16 protein-coding genes are annotated in these 14,538 nt (G+C 71.7%); 4 read left to right on the forward strand and 12 right to left on the reverse strand.

Annotated elements, in window-relative coordinates:
* Positions 1-310 (forward strand): hypothetical protein (locus M3N57_00155; GenBank protein ID MDP9021118.1); only part of this gene is annotated, 310 nt, incomplete at its 5' end.
* Between the two features lie 52 nt (positions 311-362).
* Here the strand turns inward: M3N57_00155 and M3N57_00160 are convergent.
* The 3 genes from M3N57_00160 to M3N57_00170 all read right to left on the reverse strand — a co-directional run bounded on the left by M3N57_00160 (position 363) and on the right by M3N57_00170 (position 2,945).
* Positions 363-1,055: a DsbA family protein gene (locus tag M3N57_00160; protein ID MDP9021119.1), complete on the reverse strand. Its 693-nt coding sequence runs from the start codon at positions 1,053-1,055 to the stop codon at positions 363-365.
* A gap of 209 nt (positions 1,056-1,264) precedes the next feature.
* Positions 1,265-1,627, reverse strand: coding sequence for a holo-ACP synthase (locus M3N57_00165; protein ID MDP9021120.1), 363 nt, complete (start codon positions 1,625-1,627; stop codon positions 1,265-1,267).
* Between the two features lie 67 nt (positions 1,628-1,694).
* On the reverse strand, positions 1,695-2,945 hold the full coding sequence (locus tag M3N57_00170; GenBank protein MDP9021121.1) for a beta-ketoacyl-[acyl-carrier-protein] synthase family protein: 1,251 nt from the start codon (positions 2,943-2,945) through the stop codon (positions 1,695-1,697).
* 189 nt (positions 2,946-3,134) lie between these two features.
* On the opposite strand from M3N57_00170, the gene M3N57_00175 reads away from it, so the two are divergent.
* Positions 3,135-4,115 carry a YihY/virulence factor BrkB family protein gene (locus M3N57_00175; GenBank protein ID MDP9021122.1) on the forward strand — a complete coding sequence of 327 codons (981 nt, stop codon included), beginning with the start codon at positions 3,135-3,137 and terminating at the stop codon, positions 4,113-4,115.
* A gap of 42 nt (positions 4,116-4,157) precedes the next feature.
* On the opposite strand, the gene rsfS is transcribed toward M3N57_00175, so the two are convergent.
* The 3 genes from rsfS to nadD all read right to left on the reverse strand — a co-directional run bounded on the left by rsfS (position 4,158) and on the right by nadD (position 6,596).
* Complete coding sequence (gene rsfS, locus M3N57_00180; GenBank protein ID MDP9021123.1) at positions 4,158-4,565, reverse strand: ribosome silencing factor; 408 nt, start codon at positions 4,563-4,565, stop codon at positions 4,158-4,160.
* Between the two features lie 106 nt (positions 4,566-4,671).
* Positions 4,672-5,994 carry an LCP family protein gene (locus M3N57_00185; protein MDP9021124.1) on the reverse strand — a complete coding sequence of 441 codons (1,323 nt, stop codon included), beginning with the start codon at positions 5,992-5,994 and terminating at the stop codon, positions 4,672-4,674.
* Complete coding sequence (gene nadD, locus M3N57_00190) at positions 5,991-6,596, reverse strand: nicotinate-nucleotide adenylyltransferase (protein MDP9021125.1); 606 nt, start codon at positions 6,594-6,596, stop codon at positions 5,991-5,993. Before nadD ends, M3N57_00185 begins: the two co-directional genes overlap by 4 nt.
* Before the next feature lie 171 nt (positions 6,597-6,767).
* Here nadD and M3N57_00195 point away from each other — a divergent pair, with 171 nt between their 5' ends.
* Complete coding sequence (locus tag M3N57_00195) at positions 6,768-8,105, forward strand: SUMF1/EgtB/PvdO family nonheme iron enzyme (protein ID MDP9021126.1); 1,338 nt, start codon at positions 6,768-6,770, stop codon at positions 8,103-8,105.
* 27 nt (positions 8,106-8,132) lie between these two features.
* Here the strand turns inward: M3N57_00195 and M3N57_00200 are convergent, their stop codons facing one another.
* From M3N57_00200 to M3N57_00215, 4 genes are read right to left on the reverse strand one after another with little or no spacing between them, the layout of a single operon-like run.
* Complete coding sequence (locus M3N57_00200; protein MDP9021127.1) at positions 8,133-9,032, reverse strand: ABC transporter permease subunit; 900 nt, start codon at positions 9,030-9,032, stop codon at positions 8,133-8,135.
* A complete protein-coding gene (locus tag M3N57_00205) occupies positions 9,029-9,859 on the reverse strand; it encodes an ABC transporter permease subunit (GenBank protein ID MDP9021128.1) in 831 nt (276 codons plus the stop codon). Before M3N57_00205 ends, M3N57_00200 begins: the two co-directional genes overlap by 4 nt.
* Positions 9,856-10,683 carry an ATP-binding cassette domain-containing protein gene (locus M3N57_00210; GenBank protein MDP9021129.1) on the reverse strand — a complete coding sequence of 276 codons (828 nt, stop codon included), beginning with the start codon at positions 10,681-10,683 and terminating at the stop codon, positions 9,856-9,858. Before M3N57_00210 ends, M3N57_00205 begins: the two co-directional genes overlap by 4 nt.
* Before the next feature lie 5 nt (positions 10,684-10,688).
* Complete coding sequence (locus tag M3N57_00215; GenBank protein MDP9021130.1) at positions 10,689-11,621, reverse strand: putative selenate ABC transporter substrate-binding protein; 933 nt, start codon at positions 11,619-11,621, stop codon at positions 10,689-10,691.
* Positions 11,622-11,771: 150 nt separating this feature from the next.
* Between M3N57_00215 and M3N57_00220 the strand changes: the two genes are divergently transcribed.
* On the forward strand, positions 11,772-12,680 hold the full coding sequence (locus M3N57_00220) for a LysR family transcriptional regulator (GenBank protein MDP9021131.1): 909 nt from the start codon (positions 11,772-11,774) through the stop codon (positions 12,678-12,680).
* Between the two features lie 32 nt (positions 12,681-12,712).
* Here M3N57_00220 and M3N57_00225 read toward each other — a convergent pair whose 3' ends face one another.
* Positions 12,713-13,957 (reverse strand): glutamate-5-semialdehyde dehydrogenase, encoded by a 1,245-nt coding sequence (locus M3N57_00225; protein MDP9021132.1) that lies wholly within the window; start codon positions 13,955-13,957, stop codon positions 12,713-12,715.
* 123 nt (positions 13,958-14,080) lie between these two features.
* The coding region (locus M3N57_00230; protein ID MDP9021133.1) for a glutamate 5-kinase at positions 14,081-14,538 on the reverse strand (458 nt) is incomplete at its 5' end.

Raw genomic sequence — 14,538 nt, forward strand, 5'->3', positions numbered from 1 at the left:
GTGGGCGCGTCGCCGGTTGTTGGACTTCTGTGGAACGCCATCGGAGCTCGCCGGGACCTACACCAGCAACGTCTTACTCAGCATCGCCTTCGTCGAGTCGGCAGCCCTGTCGGGATTCGTCGCCACGGTCCTCGCTGAGGCGGTTTGGCCTTACCTGGTGGGCATGCTGGTCGCTCTCGTCGGCTTCTCTGCGCTGGCACCAACGAGCGGGCGCATCAGGAACCTGGACGAGAGCTTGTCGACGCGCGGCTGTCGCCATTCGCTTCGTGTCGGCCTGTTCGTCCCTAGTGAGGAAAACGAGACCGGTTGAGACGAGGCCGTGTCTGCGGGCTCGCGGCCACCGGATGCGGCGCTCACGCGGGTCAGCTGGCCGTGCGTGCGGCGGGATCGCGGAGCAGCGCGGCGGTCCCCGTCTCCGGGAAGTCGCGGAGCGACCGCTTCAGCTCCGCGAACCCGTCCCAGTGGGCCAGCGTCTCGATCGCTTCCCACAGCTCGACGGCCTCATCTCCGGTTGGCGGCTCGCTGATCACCGGCCCGAAGAACGCCGGCCCGTCGGGAGGGTCGAACGACAGGATCGGCGTCCCCACGTCGCCGCCCGCGCGGTCCAACGCTTCGTCTCGTTCAGTGCGCAGGACGGAGTCCCAGCGGTCGTCGTCGGCCGCATCGGCGTAGGCGGGCGGGAGCCCCACGCTCGCGAGGATCGCACCCAGGTCCCGGCCACCGGCGACGTCCTCGAGGACGTCTTCGAACGCGGGACCAGCCGGCTCAGCCTCCCACACTGCGTCGCCCATCGCTTTGTACAGCTCGCCGATCACGTCGGGGCCTTCCTCCTCGCGGACGGCGGCGCACACCCGCAGCATCTCGAGGCCGCGTTGGTGCACATCGGGGTACTGCGGCGGCTTGTCCTCGTAGCCGTCCTCGTTGAGCAGCTTCAAGGAGATGAAGCGCCACTCGACCTCCAAGCGTCGCAAGCGCTGCACCTCCCGCACCCAGCGCGACGTCGCCCAGCAGAACGGGCAGACGGGGTCGAAGAAGAACTCGAGGTCGGCGGTCATCGGGGCTCCTGTCCGTGGTGGTGGTCCCAGGGTGCCCCGCCGACGGGGTTGGCGTGGCCACTCGTTCCCGCCCACGGGAACAACTCGGGACACCGACGAGCGGGCGAGCGTCCACGGGGTTGGCGTCGCCACTCGTTCCCGCCCACGGGAACAACCCGGGACACCGACGAGCGGGCGAGCCACGGTCACGGGGGCACCGCGTGAACCGCTCAGTGGGTGGCGATCGCCTCCTCAGCGATCACGAACGCGACCGCGACGCCGCCGTCGTGCGCGAACGACAAGGTGGCCGGCGCCGGCGCCCCGGCCACCCACAGTGCGGGGATGCCGTGGGGGCCGTTTCGGACCTCGATGTCCCGCCAGGACAGGCGCACGCCGAGGGCCTTGCGGGCGGCCTCCTTGGCCGCCCACCGCCCCGCGAGTCGTGCGGCCCCGGAGGGTGACGCCGGGTCCACGCCATCGCGGGTGCACTCTTGGAGCTCCCCGGAGGTGTAGACGCGCGTGAGGAACCGGGGACGGCGGGCCACGACCGTGGCGATGCGGTCGATCGCGACGACGTCCACGCCCGGTCTCACCGGCTCCTCCTGCTCGTCCAGGCGACGCTAACAGGCGTTCACCGGTCAGCAGGGTCGCAACACATCGTCATGGCGACACGAACAGCAGCGCGGCGTTCTGGCCGCCGAACCCGAAGGAGTTCGTCAGCGCCACACGCACAGGTCCGTGGCGGGGGGTCCCCTTCACCACGTCGAGGTCGATGTCGGCGTCGACGTGCTCGAGGTTCGCCGTGGGTGGGACGACGCCATCGCGGATCGCGAGCACCGCGAACGCCGCCTCGACGGCGCCCGCGGCCCCCAGGAGATGTCCTGTGACACCCTTGGTCGAGGTGACCGCAGCCCCGCCGCCCCCGTCGCCGAGGACGGTGCGGATCGCGGCCGCCTCGACACGGTCGTTGAGCGGCGTGGACGTGCCATGCGCGTTGACGAGATCGACCTCGCTGGGCGCCACACCGGCGTCGTGTAGCGCCCGCTGCATCGCCAGGACGGCCCCGGCGCCGTCGTCGGGCGGTGCTGTGGGGTGATGGGCGTCCGCAGAGGCGCCCGCCCCGGCCAGGACAGCCAGCGGAGTCCCGCCGCGTGCAGCGACGTCCTCTAGCCGCTCCAGGACGAGGATCCCGGCGCCCTCGCCGAGCACGAAACCGTCCCGATCGGCGTCGAACGGCCGGGACGCGGTCGCGTCGCAACGGCTGGACAGGGCGCCCATCTCCCCGAACGCCGCGACGCAGCAGGGTGTGATGGCCACGTCGGTTCCTCCGGCGAGTACCACGTCGACCGCCCTCGCACGCAGCAGTTGGCGGGCGACGTACACGGCGCTGGCTCCGGAGGCGAACGAGGTGTTGACGGTGATCGCCGGGCCGCTCACGCCCAGGGCGGCCGCCAGCCTGCTCGCCGCCGGCCGGGACACGACCCCGGCCGCATGCGGGTCGACGTCGCCGTCCTCGAGGAGCCGTCGGTGCTGGCGCTCGAGGTCGGCGATATCGGCGAAACAGCTGCCGAGGACGACCGCGGTGCGGACACCGGCGTCGCCCAGCGTGCGGTCGAGACACGCCACGGCCTCGCGCGCGGCCGTCAACGCCAGCCTGACGGGCCGGCTGGGAGGCTCAGGCGCCGTGGCCTGGACGTCGCCGTCGGGGTCCGGATCGAGGTCCGGGTCCCGCACGCGGCACGTGACGATCGTCGGTATCCCCGCGGCATCGGCGAGGTCCGGGTCGGGTTCCGCGGCTGGGGTGCCGGCGAGGACAGCGTCCCACGACGCCTGGGTTCCGCGTCCAGCAGGCGTGACCAGCCCCAGGCCAGTCACCGCCGGCGACGTGCTGGTCGCGCCGGACCGGGTCACGGTTGGCAGGTCCCCGGCATCGAGCACTGCGCCGCGGCCGCTGCCACGTCACCTCCTGGTGCAGACGGTCAGTACCGACTGTACGGCGCAGCCAGCGCGGCTCACGCGCACGTGCGACCATCAGGGTCGCGTCCGGTGGCCGGGGACGCTCCCGTCCACCTCGCCGCCCCGCTCGTAAGGTGCAGCCGGATGCCGACGATCACTGAGAGGATCGAGCACCGTCTGCCCGTCGGGATGCGTCCGGCGTGGCGCCTCGCCGTCCGCACCGCCGGTGAGATCGTCGACGACCGGGTGACCGGTCTGGCGGCCGAGGCGGCGTTCTTCGCCCTCCTGTCGTTCGTGCCGCTGCTGCTCGCCCTCCTCGGTGCGGTGGGGTGGGTGCTCGACCTGCTCGGCGCCGAGGCGACGGCCGAGATCAACCGGCTGGTCTACGGAGTGCCGCGGACGTTCCTGTCCGCCCGGACGTTCGATGCGTACCGCCAGATCGCCGAGGAGATCCTGGCGGGCGGGCGCGGCAGCGTCGTCTCGGTGGGCTTCGTGGTCGCGCTGTGGGGCGGCTCGCGGGCGGTGAACGCCTTCCTGGAAGCGATCAACATCGCCTACGACCTCGAGCGCCCGCGGTCCCTGTGGCGACGTCGTCTCCTCGCGCTGGGCATCACCGTGGCCGGGGCCGTGCTCGGGGCGCTCGTCGTTCCGGCGCTGGTGCTCGGGCCGCGGCTGTTGCGTTGGCTGGTCCCTGGGCCACTGGTGGTCGTCGTCCCGGGATGGGTGGCGACCGCCGGCTTCTACCTCGCCCTGGCGGTGGTGACCGTGGCGCTGATCGCGACCTTCTACCACGTCGCCGTCCCGTGGCACACGCCATGGCTGCGTGACCTCCCCGGCGCAGTGGTGGGGATGGTGCTGTGGCTGCTGGGAGCCGGGGCTCTGCGGACCTACATCGCCTTCTCGTTCCGCGGCGACAACCTCTACAGCTCCTTCGCAGCGCCGCTGGCCGTGATGCTGTGGCTGTTCGTCACCGCGTTCGCGGTGCTCCTCGGGGCGGAGTTGAACGCGGAGATCGAGAAGATGTGGCCGCACGCCGGAACGCCGGACGAGTTCCGCGACGACAGGAGCGACCCGGCCGACGCCAGCGGCGAACCGCGGTCGATTCCGCAACGACTCCGTCGTTGAGTCCGACGCCAGCCAGCAGTGACCGCGCGGCGGCGACCGCCGTTAGGGGCTCGAGCGCACGGCGTGAAGATGACCGGCCGCCAGTGGCTCGCCGGTGAACGGGTCGAGGTGGGGGACGTCCGCCCACAGCCGTTCGAGGGCGTAGAACTCGCGTCGCTCCTGGTCGAACAGGTGGCAGACCACGTCACCGAAATCGAGCAGCACCCAGCCGGACTCCACCGGGCCCTCCCGGCGCTGCGGCCGGACGCCGTGGTCGCTGCGGAGCCGCTCCTCGACGGCTTCGGCGACGGCTTTCAGCTGACGGTCGGTGCGGGCCGTGGCGATCACGAACACGTCCACGAGCGTGAGCAGGTCGGCGACGTCGAGCACCACCAGATCGCCAGCCTGCTTGTCGTCGGCGGCGCGGCACGCACTCACCGCGGTCGCGATCGCTTCTGGCGTGGCGGGCACGGTCTCCTATCCGCTCGTGGTCAACGTCGACGAGACGCAGGCAACCACACGGTGGTGGTGGGTGCACATCGGTCAGCTGTTCTGCGGGTCCCGTCCGCCCCGGGGGTCACCCAGACGCCCCCGCGAAATCGCGACCGACGACGATCGTGATGTCCACGACCGACTGCGGGGTGCGACTGATCTCGACCCGGCCGACGCCGAGCAGATCGCGGATCTGGTCGGCGAGCTGCAGCTGCTCGGGCCGGTCTTCGTACACGAGGATCCGGGTCTCGTCGTGGTCGAAGCGGTCGGCGTTCTTGGTCAGCACGATGCGGAACCCGGCCGGCAGCAGCCGCTCAGCCACCTGCTGGCCGATGCCGGGCTCACCGTTGCCGTTGAGGATCTGCACACGTCGGCCGCCGCTGCCCTGCGCGACCGGGATCGAGTCCGCGAACCGGTCGGCGACGAGCTGAACGGCCCGTTCCCGGTCGACCCGCAGCGAGCCGTCGCCGCCTGACCCGATCGGAGACACCGGGAGGGTGAAGACGGCGAGTCGATCCTCGACGTGCGCGGTCGCCGCTGCCTGCAACAGCGACTGGAGCTCGTCGGCGGGCACGGTCGTGTCGAGCATCGGCGCCCCGTCGGCGAACACCGCCTCGAGGATCCCCGGTTGTGCCGCGAGCGCCTCGAGGAGCGTGTTCAGGACACGCCGGACCCTGGGCAGGCGGTCCAGGTCGCTCTCGGCCTCGCCCTGGAAGGTCAGCAGCTCCGCCAGCCTGGGTCCGTCGAGCGGCTGCCGTCCCGGCTCGAACCGCACGCGGCGGTTGCCGTCGGGCTCGGTGGCGACCAGACGTTCGGAGACCTCGACCGTCAAACGACCCGCCCGCCCGAACAGCGAGGCCCACCCCTGGCGGCTCACCTCCACCACCCCGTCGAGGTCCAGGCCCAGGAGGTTCTCGACCGTGGAGCCCACCAGCGCCCCTTGTCCGAAGGAGTACGCCCGCTCGATCCGGTCGAGACCGTGCCCGGGGATGTCCGCGACCGTTGCGGTGGGGATGAACAGCAGCGTGGACTCGTCCGTCCGGGGGTCGCGCGCCAGCACGAACGCCAGGGCGGCGCCACGGGTCGGATCGCGCTCGTCGAACGTCACGAACAGCACCGCACGTTGCCCGCCGGACGCCGCAGCGTCGTCGTCGGCGCTGGTCATCCCCGAGCGGCCGCGGTCGAAAGCCGGAACCAGCGTCGTGGCCCACACCGTGGCGGCCGCCAGGGCAGCGAGCGCGACGACGGCTGCACCCAGGCGGAGGATCCGCCGGCGTCGTTCGGCGCGGCGACGCCGTTGCCGTTCCCCGGCGCTGCGCCGCGGTCGAGGTGGACGGGACCGTCCCGGCGGGACGAGCCGGTCGACGGTCAGCCTGCGGTCCGCGAGCTCGTCGAGCGTGTCGCTCATCCCTCGTCCTCCCGGTACAGGCTGTGCGCGCGGATGTGATCGATCACCGCGTCGGGGAGCTGGTGGCGGACCGCGCGGCCCTGGCGGAAACGGGCGCGGAGATCGGTGGACGAGATCCCGATCTCGGGAGTCGTCAGCCGCTCCAACCGCCCCAGGATCGGACCGTCGAGCTCGACGTCGTACCCGGGGCGGGTGAGCATCACGAACCTCGCGAGTTCCAACGCTTTGTCCACCTCGCGCCACTCCGGCATGTTCGCCGCCGCGTCCTCGCCGACCAGGAAGAACAGCTCCGCGCCGCTGATGGCGGCCTGCAGTTCCTGCAGGGTGTCGACCGTGTACGTCAGGCACCCGCGGTCGATCTCGCTGCGGTTGACGTGGAACGCCGGGTCGTCGGCGACCGCCAGTTCGACCATCCGGACCCGGTCCTCGGAAGGAGAGCATCGCTGCTTCATCCACGGCTGTCCCGCCACCACGAACTGCACCTGATCCAGGTCCAGTTCCACGCGAGCCACCTCGGCGATCACCAGGTGGCCCAGGTGCGGTGGATCGAACGTGCCGCCCAGCAGGCCGATGCGGCGGGGGCCGTCCGGGTTGGGCGTCATGCGCGGCAGCGTATCCGTCGGGTGCATAGCGGCCCGGGAGCCGGTGAACCACGCGGCCGGTGCGCGATCGCAGTGACCTTCCGGCGCGGTCGCGTCCGCCAGACGCCGGCAGGACCAAGCGGCGAGCGCGGCTGTAGGGTGGCGCGACGGTCTTCTTCGAGGAGCGCAGGCGTGACCGGCGACGCCCTGTCGACGTGGGTTGATGCGGATCGGCTGACGCAGTGGGTGCACGACAGTCGCCGCCGGGTCATGGAACTGGTGGAGGATCTGTCCGACGAACAGCTCGTCGGCCCGCTGATCGCGACGATCAACCCGCTGATCTGGGAGATCGGTCACCTCGCGTGGTTCCAGGAGAGGTTCCTGCTGCGCGACGCGCTGCAGCGAGAACCGATCATCGCCCACTGCGACGCGTTGTGGGACTCGGGTGCCGTCCCCCACGACACGCGCTGGTTCCTGGACCTACCGTCCCGCGACGACACGCTGCAGTACATGCGTCAGGTGCGCGACCGCGTCGCCGAGGCGGTCACCGAGGGTCTGCCTCCGGCCTGGCACCGTCTCGCCCTGTACACGGTGTTCCACGAGGACACCCACACCGAGGCGCTGACCTACACCCGCCAGACGCTGCAGTACCCCGCCCCGACCATCACGCAGCTGTCGCACACCGCTCCCGACACGGTGGTCGACGCCGGGGCGCACCGGGGCGACGTCGACATCGACGGTGGCACCTTCCTGCTCGGCGCGACCGGAGCGGAGCCGTTCGTCTACGACAACGAGAAGTGGTGCCATCGCGTCGAGGTACAGCCGTTCTCGATCGCGAAGGCGCCGGTGACCCAGGCGCAGTTCGCCGAGTTCGTCGAGGATGGCGGGTACCAGCGTCCGCTCCTGTGGGTCCGCCCCGGCTGGTCGTGGCGGACCCGGACCCGCGCCGATCACCCGGTGTACTGGCGACGGTCCGACAGCGGCTGGGAGCGGCGGGTGTTCGATGAGTGGCGAGCCCTCGAGCCCGATCGCCCGGTCGTCCACGTCTGCTGGTACGAGGCGGAGGCGTTCTGCCGCTGGGCCGGTCGCCGCCTGCCAACGGAAGCCGAGTGGGAGCTGGCCGCGACCGGCGCGGCCAACGCCGCCGACGACGGCGGCGCGCACGGCACGACCAAGCGGCGCTACCCGTGGGGTGACGAGGAGCCGGCAGCGCAGCACGCCAACCTCGACTGGCGCGCCATGGACACCGTCGACGTCGCGGCGTACCCCGACGGCGACAGCGTCTACGGGTGCCGCCAGATGATCGGGAACGTCTGGGAGTGGACCGGCTCGACGTTCGCGCCGTATCCCAACTTCGAGCAGGACACCTACCGCGACAACTCCTGGCCGTGGTTCGGGAGCCGCAAGGTGCTGCGCGGGGGGGCGTGGGCCACCCGCGGCCGCTACGTCCGCAACACCTACCGCAACTACTTCACGCCCGACCGGCGGGACGTGTTCGCCGGGTTCCGGACCTGCGTGTCGAGGGGCTGACGCTCGATCGCGGTCGCCCGGAAAGCGTTACCGCGCCAGGCGTCGCAGAGCCGACGATGTCAGGTCGGCCAGCAGGACCAGCGCGACGTACACCGCGAGCCACAGCCCGACCTCCGACCACCGCAACAAGCTCAGGGCGAGCCGCAGCTGGTACCCCACCCCTGCCAGCGCCACGAAGCCGACCACGGCCGCGGCGCGCATCATCACCTCCCACCGGTACAGCAGGAACGTGAGGAACTGGGGGAGGACCTGCGGGAGCACGCCGTACGCCAGGACCTGCAGCCGGCCGGCGCCGGCGGAACGCAGCGCCTCGAGCGGCCCCGGATGGAGGTCCTCCACCACATCGGAGCCGAGACGACCCATCACGCCGATGTTGTGCAACGCCAGGGCGAGCGCCGCCGCGATCACACCCGGCCGCACGACGAACACCAGCAGCAGCGCCCAGATGTAGTCGGGGACCGCCCGCGTCAGGACGTGCATACCGCGGGTCGCGACCAACCCGAGCCGCCCCGCAGTGCCCACCTGCCTGTGCGGAGCGTCACGGAGCGGACGGGACGCGAAGATCACGGTCGCCAGGGCGACGACACCGGCGGTCGCAGCGCCGAGCAGGCTCATCACCACCGTGTCGACCGCAGGACCCACCGCGGCCCGCCACGCAGCGCTGGTCGCCCACACCGGCGGATCGACGCCGTCGACGCCCAACAGGTCACGGACGAACCCGGCTGCGGCACCCAGCAGGTCGACGCGGGCAGGGCCACCCCCCGACATCACCACCCACCAGCTCGCCACGACGGTCGCGAGCAGGACCACGCCCCACCACGTCGGGATCCGGGTGGACGCAGCGACGCGGACCGGGTGAAGGGCGTGGGCCGCCTCGACCTCCGCGGTGTCCGTGGGGGGACGTCGGGTGTCTTCCCCGACCGTCATCGCAGCAGCCTGGACCGCAGGCGGGCGCCGAGGGCGTCGACCGCGACGATCACCACCACCAACGCGTACAGCAAGGTCCAGACGCGCCGGAACTCGAGGTCGGACAGGAGCACGGTGAGCTCCAGGCCGACGCCCCCCAGCCCGACGAAGGACAGGACCGCTGCGGCACGCACAGCGCACTCGAAGCGGTACAGGACGTAGCTGGTCATGTCCGCCAACGCGGAGGGCAGACGGCCGTACAGCATGACCTGTGCCTCGGAGGCCCCGGCGCCCCGCAGCGCCGCGAGCGGCTCCTCAGGGACGTCCTGCAGCCGCTCCGCCAGGACCCGACCGATGGTGGCGCCGTACGGCAAGCCGATGCCCAGCACCCCCGCCAGCGGATGCAGCCCGAAGACGTTCACGAACAGCAGCGCCCAGATCAGCTCGTCGATCGAGCGCAGGAAACCCAGGGCCGCCCGGACGGGGCCCGCCGTGACCCCGCGCCACAGCCGCCGGCGGGCCAGCACCCCGCTGGCGACGAGCGACCCCGGGATCCCCACCGCGACCGCCACGGTGAGGGCCGCGACCGCGTACGCGACCGTCAGCGCGGTCGCGGGGAGCACCGTCTGGCTCACGAACGCGGCAGACACCTCCGGGGTGAGAGCTGCCCGCAGCAGCGCCCCGAGCGCTGCCGCCCCACCCGGGTGCAGCACGCCCGCCGACACGTCCAGGGCGGCGATGCTCGCCGCGACCGCCGCGACCAGCACGGCGGTGAGCACGATCCGCCGCCCAGGGCGGGGTCTGCCCAGCACCAGCGTGCTGCCGTCGGTGGCGATCGACGCGCTCATCGACCGGCGGCCGTCGCCTGGTCCGCTGCGATCGCCGTGGGTGGTGGCGGAGAACCAGCCTCGGCTCCGTCCGGGAGGCGGTACACGTCATCGAGCAGCTCAGCGGTCACCGCCTCGGCTGGGCGGTCGAACACGACACGCCCGTCGCGCAACCCGACCATGCGGCTGAAGTGTCGCCGTGCCAGGTGCGGGGTGTGGAGGCTCGCGACGAGGGTGTTGCCAGACTCGCGTGCCAGCCGCGCCAACAGGGCCAGCAGGTCGTCGGCGCGGGCGGGATCGAGCGACGCGACCGGCTCGTCGGCGAGCACGATCCGCGGTTCCTGCACCAGCAACCGCGCCAGGGCCACCCGTTGCTGCTCCCCGCCCGACAGCCGCGACACGCGCTGGTGGAACTTGTGGTCGATCCCGACGCGGCGCACCGCGGCGCGCGCCGCTGGCTGCTCGACGGGCAACAGCAGGGCGGCCAGTGACCTGGCCAGGCTCCACCGGCCGAGCGATCCAGCTTGGACGTTGTGCTTGACCGACAGCTGCGGCACGAGGTCGAGACGCTGTTGGACCATGCCGACCAGCCCGGTCAGGTCCTGGCCCGGCTTCAGGTCCTGCAGGGGCTGGCCGTGCAGCGACACCCGGCCGGCCGTGGGCCGCAGCATCCCGGCGATGAGGCGCAGCACCGTGGTCTTGCCGGCGCCGCTGGGTCCGACGAGCGCCACCGTCTCGCCGGCGGCGATCGACAGGTCGACGTCGCGCACCGCGTGGGTATCCCCGTAGCGGTGGGTGACGGCGTCCAGGACGACGGCGGGCGTGGCATCGGGCGGTGGCGACACGCCGGTCACGGAACCTGCAGCAGTCCGAGGTCGCGGGCGACCTCGGCGATCCGGTCGTAGTTGTCGTTGCGGGTCGGGATGAACCGGTCGGTGTCGAACAGCTCGAGGGTCCGAGCGGTCCGTTCGCCGTCTTCGGCGCGCATCGCGAGGAGCGCGTCGACGATCCTGGCGGTGGTGCCTTCGCCGTAGAGGTCGTCGATCCGCGGATGCACGACCCAGTGGTAGTCGTGGTAGGGGGGGGTGGTGTGCACGATCCGCACCTTGCGGGTGTCGACCTTGCCGTGCTCGACCGCAGATCGCCACACCGTCTCGTTCAACGCGCCGGCCTGGAAGGCGCCGGTCTCGACCAGCTTCCACGTCATGTCGTGCGACCCCGAGTAACCAGGACGCCCGGCGAGGTCGGACTCGGGATCGATGCCGGCCTGCCGCAACGCCAGCCGGGGCATGAGGTGCCCTGAGGTGGAGCTCTCGCTGCCGAACGTGAACGTGGTCCCTGCCAGGTCCTCCAGCGACTCGACGTCGACGCCGTGACCCACGATGAACACCGACCGGAAATCCGCGTCGTGAGGTCGCTGCGCCACCGCCTCCGCCCCGTCGACCGCCAGGCGCGCCTGCACGCCGGTCAACCCACCGAACCAGGCGAGCAGGACGTCTTCGTTGCGGAACGCGGTCACGACCGCCACGTACGACACGGACGGCTGGTAACGGAACGGGATGCCGACGCGGTCCTCGAGCTCGGTGGCGATCCCGGCGAAACGCTCGCGCAGGACCGACAGGTCCTGGTCGGGGATCCCCCCGATCACGATCGGGGGCGGCCGGCGATCAGCTGCGGAAGACGACGTCGTCGCTCCGCACGCGGAAGCCAGCAGGGCCAAAACCAGCCCCACTGGCGCCCAACGCCGTCGGGGCGGTGGGCGGTGCACACAACGAGCAGACATATCGGTGCGGCTCCCGGTCCCGGACACGGATCGTCGCTCCGGCACTCAACCGAACCGTTTCAGGTCAGTCAACGCAGCCATGCGTCGGCGTCATGGCTAAGCTGCGGGTCGGTCATCGGCGGGTCGCCGTTCGATGCACGGAGCGGACAGATGGACACCAGCGGGCTCCGGGCCTTCTGCGCCGCCGTCAGCGCAGGGAGCCTGTCGGCGGCGGCCCGACAACTGGGGATCAGCCAGCCCGGTCTGTCCCGGCGCGTGCAGCGCCTCGAGGACGAACTGGGAGTCGCGCTGCTGATCCGCGGCGCCGGCGGGATCCGCCTCACCCACGCCGGTCAGCGGTTCCTGACGTTCGCCACGCGGACCCTGGCCGAGTACGACGCGATCCGCGCCGAGGCCAGGTTCCCGGCCGGCGCCATGGCGGGCACGATCGGGATCGTGGCGAGCACGACGCCGGGGGAGTACCTGGTCCCCGAGCTCGTCGCCCGCTTCGTCGACGAGCAACCCGGGGTCAAGACGCGGGAGTTCGTCACGGACTCGGCCGGCGTCGCCCGCCACCTGCTCGACCACGACCGCTGGGATGTGGGTTTCTCGGGTCGGCGGGTCGACCATCCCCGCTTGCGTTACGAGCCGATCGGCCAGGACGAGATCGTCCTCGCCGCTCCATCGTCGCATCCCCTCGCCGAGCGATCAGCGGTGACCGTCGACGACCTCGCCGGTCAGCGCCTGATCCAGCGCGAGGAGGGCTCGGGGACCCAGCAGACGTTCGTCGACACCCTGGCGGCGCACGGCCTGGCTCTCCCGCCACAGCCGGCAGCGATCACGCTCGGCAGCAGCGGGGCGGTGCTGTCCGCGGTGGAGGCGAGCCTCGGGATCGGCGTGGTGTCGCTACGCGCGGTCGAGCACCACGCCAGCCAGGTCAGGGCGTTGCGGGTGGTGGGTGTGCCGGTCGTGCGCAGCCTCTACGTGGTGCACGTCATCGACCGTGACCTTCCCGCCCACGTGCGGGCTTTCATCGAGTTCGCGCTCGACGTCGGACGCGGTCGCGACGATGCCGGATGACGAAGACCACAGCCGCTGCGCAGCAGCGGCTGTCACCGGCGGACGTGCCCATCGCCGTCGACGAGGTACTTCACCGACGTCAACTCCGGGAGCGCCATCGGCCCACGGGCGTGGGTCTTCTGCGTCGAGATGCCGATCTCGGCACCGAACCCGAACTGCTCCCCGTCGGTGAACCGGGTGGAGGCGTTGACCATGACGGCAGCGGCGTCGACCTCGCGCTGGAACCGGCGCGCGGCGCCACGGTCCTCGGTGACGATCGCCTCGGTGTGCAGCGTCCCGTACCGCGCGACGTGGGCGATGGCGGCGTCCAGGTCGGCGACCACCGCGACCGCGAGCGTGAGGTCGAGGAACTCCGTGGCGAAGTCATCGTCGCTGGCGGGGTCCATGTCCACCACCGCGCGTGCCCGGTCGTCGCCGAGGAGCGTCACCCCGGCGGCGCGTAGTTCTGCCGCGACCTTGGGGAGGAACTCATCGGCGACGGCCTCGTGAACGAGGAGCGTCTCGGCTGCGTTGCACACCGAGGGACGCTGCGCCTTGGCGTTGACCACGATCTCGACCGCCTTCCCCAGGTCGGCAGCGGCGTCGACGTAGACGTGGCAGTTCCCAACGCCGGTCTCCACGACCGGGACCGTGGCCCCGCTGACCACCCGCTCGATCAGACCTGCCCCGCCCCGCGGGATGAGCAGGTCCACCAGCCCACGCGCTTCCATCAGCTGCTGCACGCCGTCGCGGGAGGGATCCTCGACCAGCGCGACGGCGTCCTGCGGTAGCCGGGCCAGTGCGAGCTGTTCGCGGATGACCGCCGCCAGCGCCTCGTTGCTGGACTGGGCGCTGGATGAACCGCGCAGGACGCACGCGTTGCCCGACTTGAGGCACAGCCCCGCAGCGTCGACCGTCACGTTGGGCCGGGCTTCGTAGATCATCGCGACGACCCCCAGCGGGACCCGTACCTTGCGGATCTCCACCCCGTTGGGCAGCGTCCAACCGGCGGCCACCTCCCCGACCGGGTCGCGCAGGTCGACGATCGTGCGCAAGCCGTTGGCCATCGCCCGGATGCGGTCCTCGGTCAGCGTGAGCCGGTCGATCAGCGCAGCGCTCAAGCCGGCGTCACGGCCCGCTTGGATGTCACGCTGGTTGGCGTCGAGCACCGAGTCGGCATGGCGCTCGAGTGCGTCGGCGATATCGCGGAGCACAGCGTCCTTGACCGCGGTCGGCGCCGTGGCCAGGACCCGGCTCGCATCCTTGGCGGCTGCACAGATCTCACGGACGGTACGCATGGTTCCCACTTCGTCGAGGTTGTCGGTTGTTCGGGGAGGGCTCAGCCGCAGGTGGGCGACCGCCGGGTTGACGTCGGGTTCCCAGCGCACCCACGCTTGAGGATACACCGGGCGGGGATGCGTTCAGGGGACCAGGACGACGAGGTCGTCGCGGTGCACCACCTCGCGGCTGTACGCGTCGCCGAACGCGGCAGCGGCATCCTCGGTGGTGCGCCCGGCGATGCGGCGCAGGTCCGACGCGTCGTAGTTCACCAGACCTCGCGCGATCAGTGTCCCCGTGGGATCGACGATCGCGACCGCGTCACCGCTGGTGAAATCCCCGTCCGCGCCGGTCACCCCCACCGCCAACAGTGAGGTGCCGCGCCGCACAAGGGCCCGGGCCGCGCCGGCGTCGACGTGGACGCGACCGCGCGTGTTCAACGCGAACCCGATCCACAGCCGCCGCGCCTCCAGGCGCTTGGGCTGAGCGACGAACCACGTCCCGATCGGCTCACCGGCGAGCGCATCGGGGATCACGCCCGGTCGACGAGCGTCGGCGATGACGGCATGGCAGGCGGATAGCACGGCCACGCGGGCGGCCT

Source organism: Actinomycetota bacterium (assembly GCA_030776725.1).
Lineage (GTDB): Bacteria > Actinomycetota > Nitriliruptoria > Nitriliruptorales > JAHWKO01 > JAHWKW01.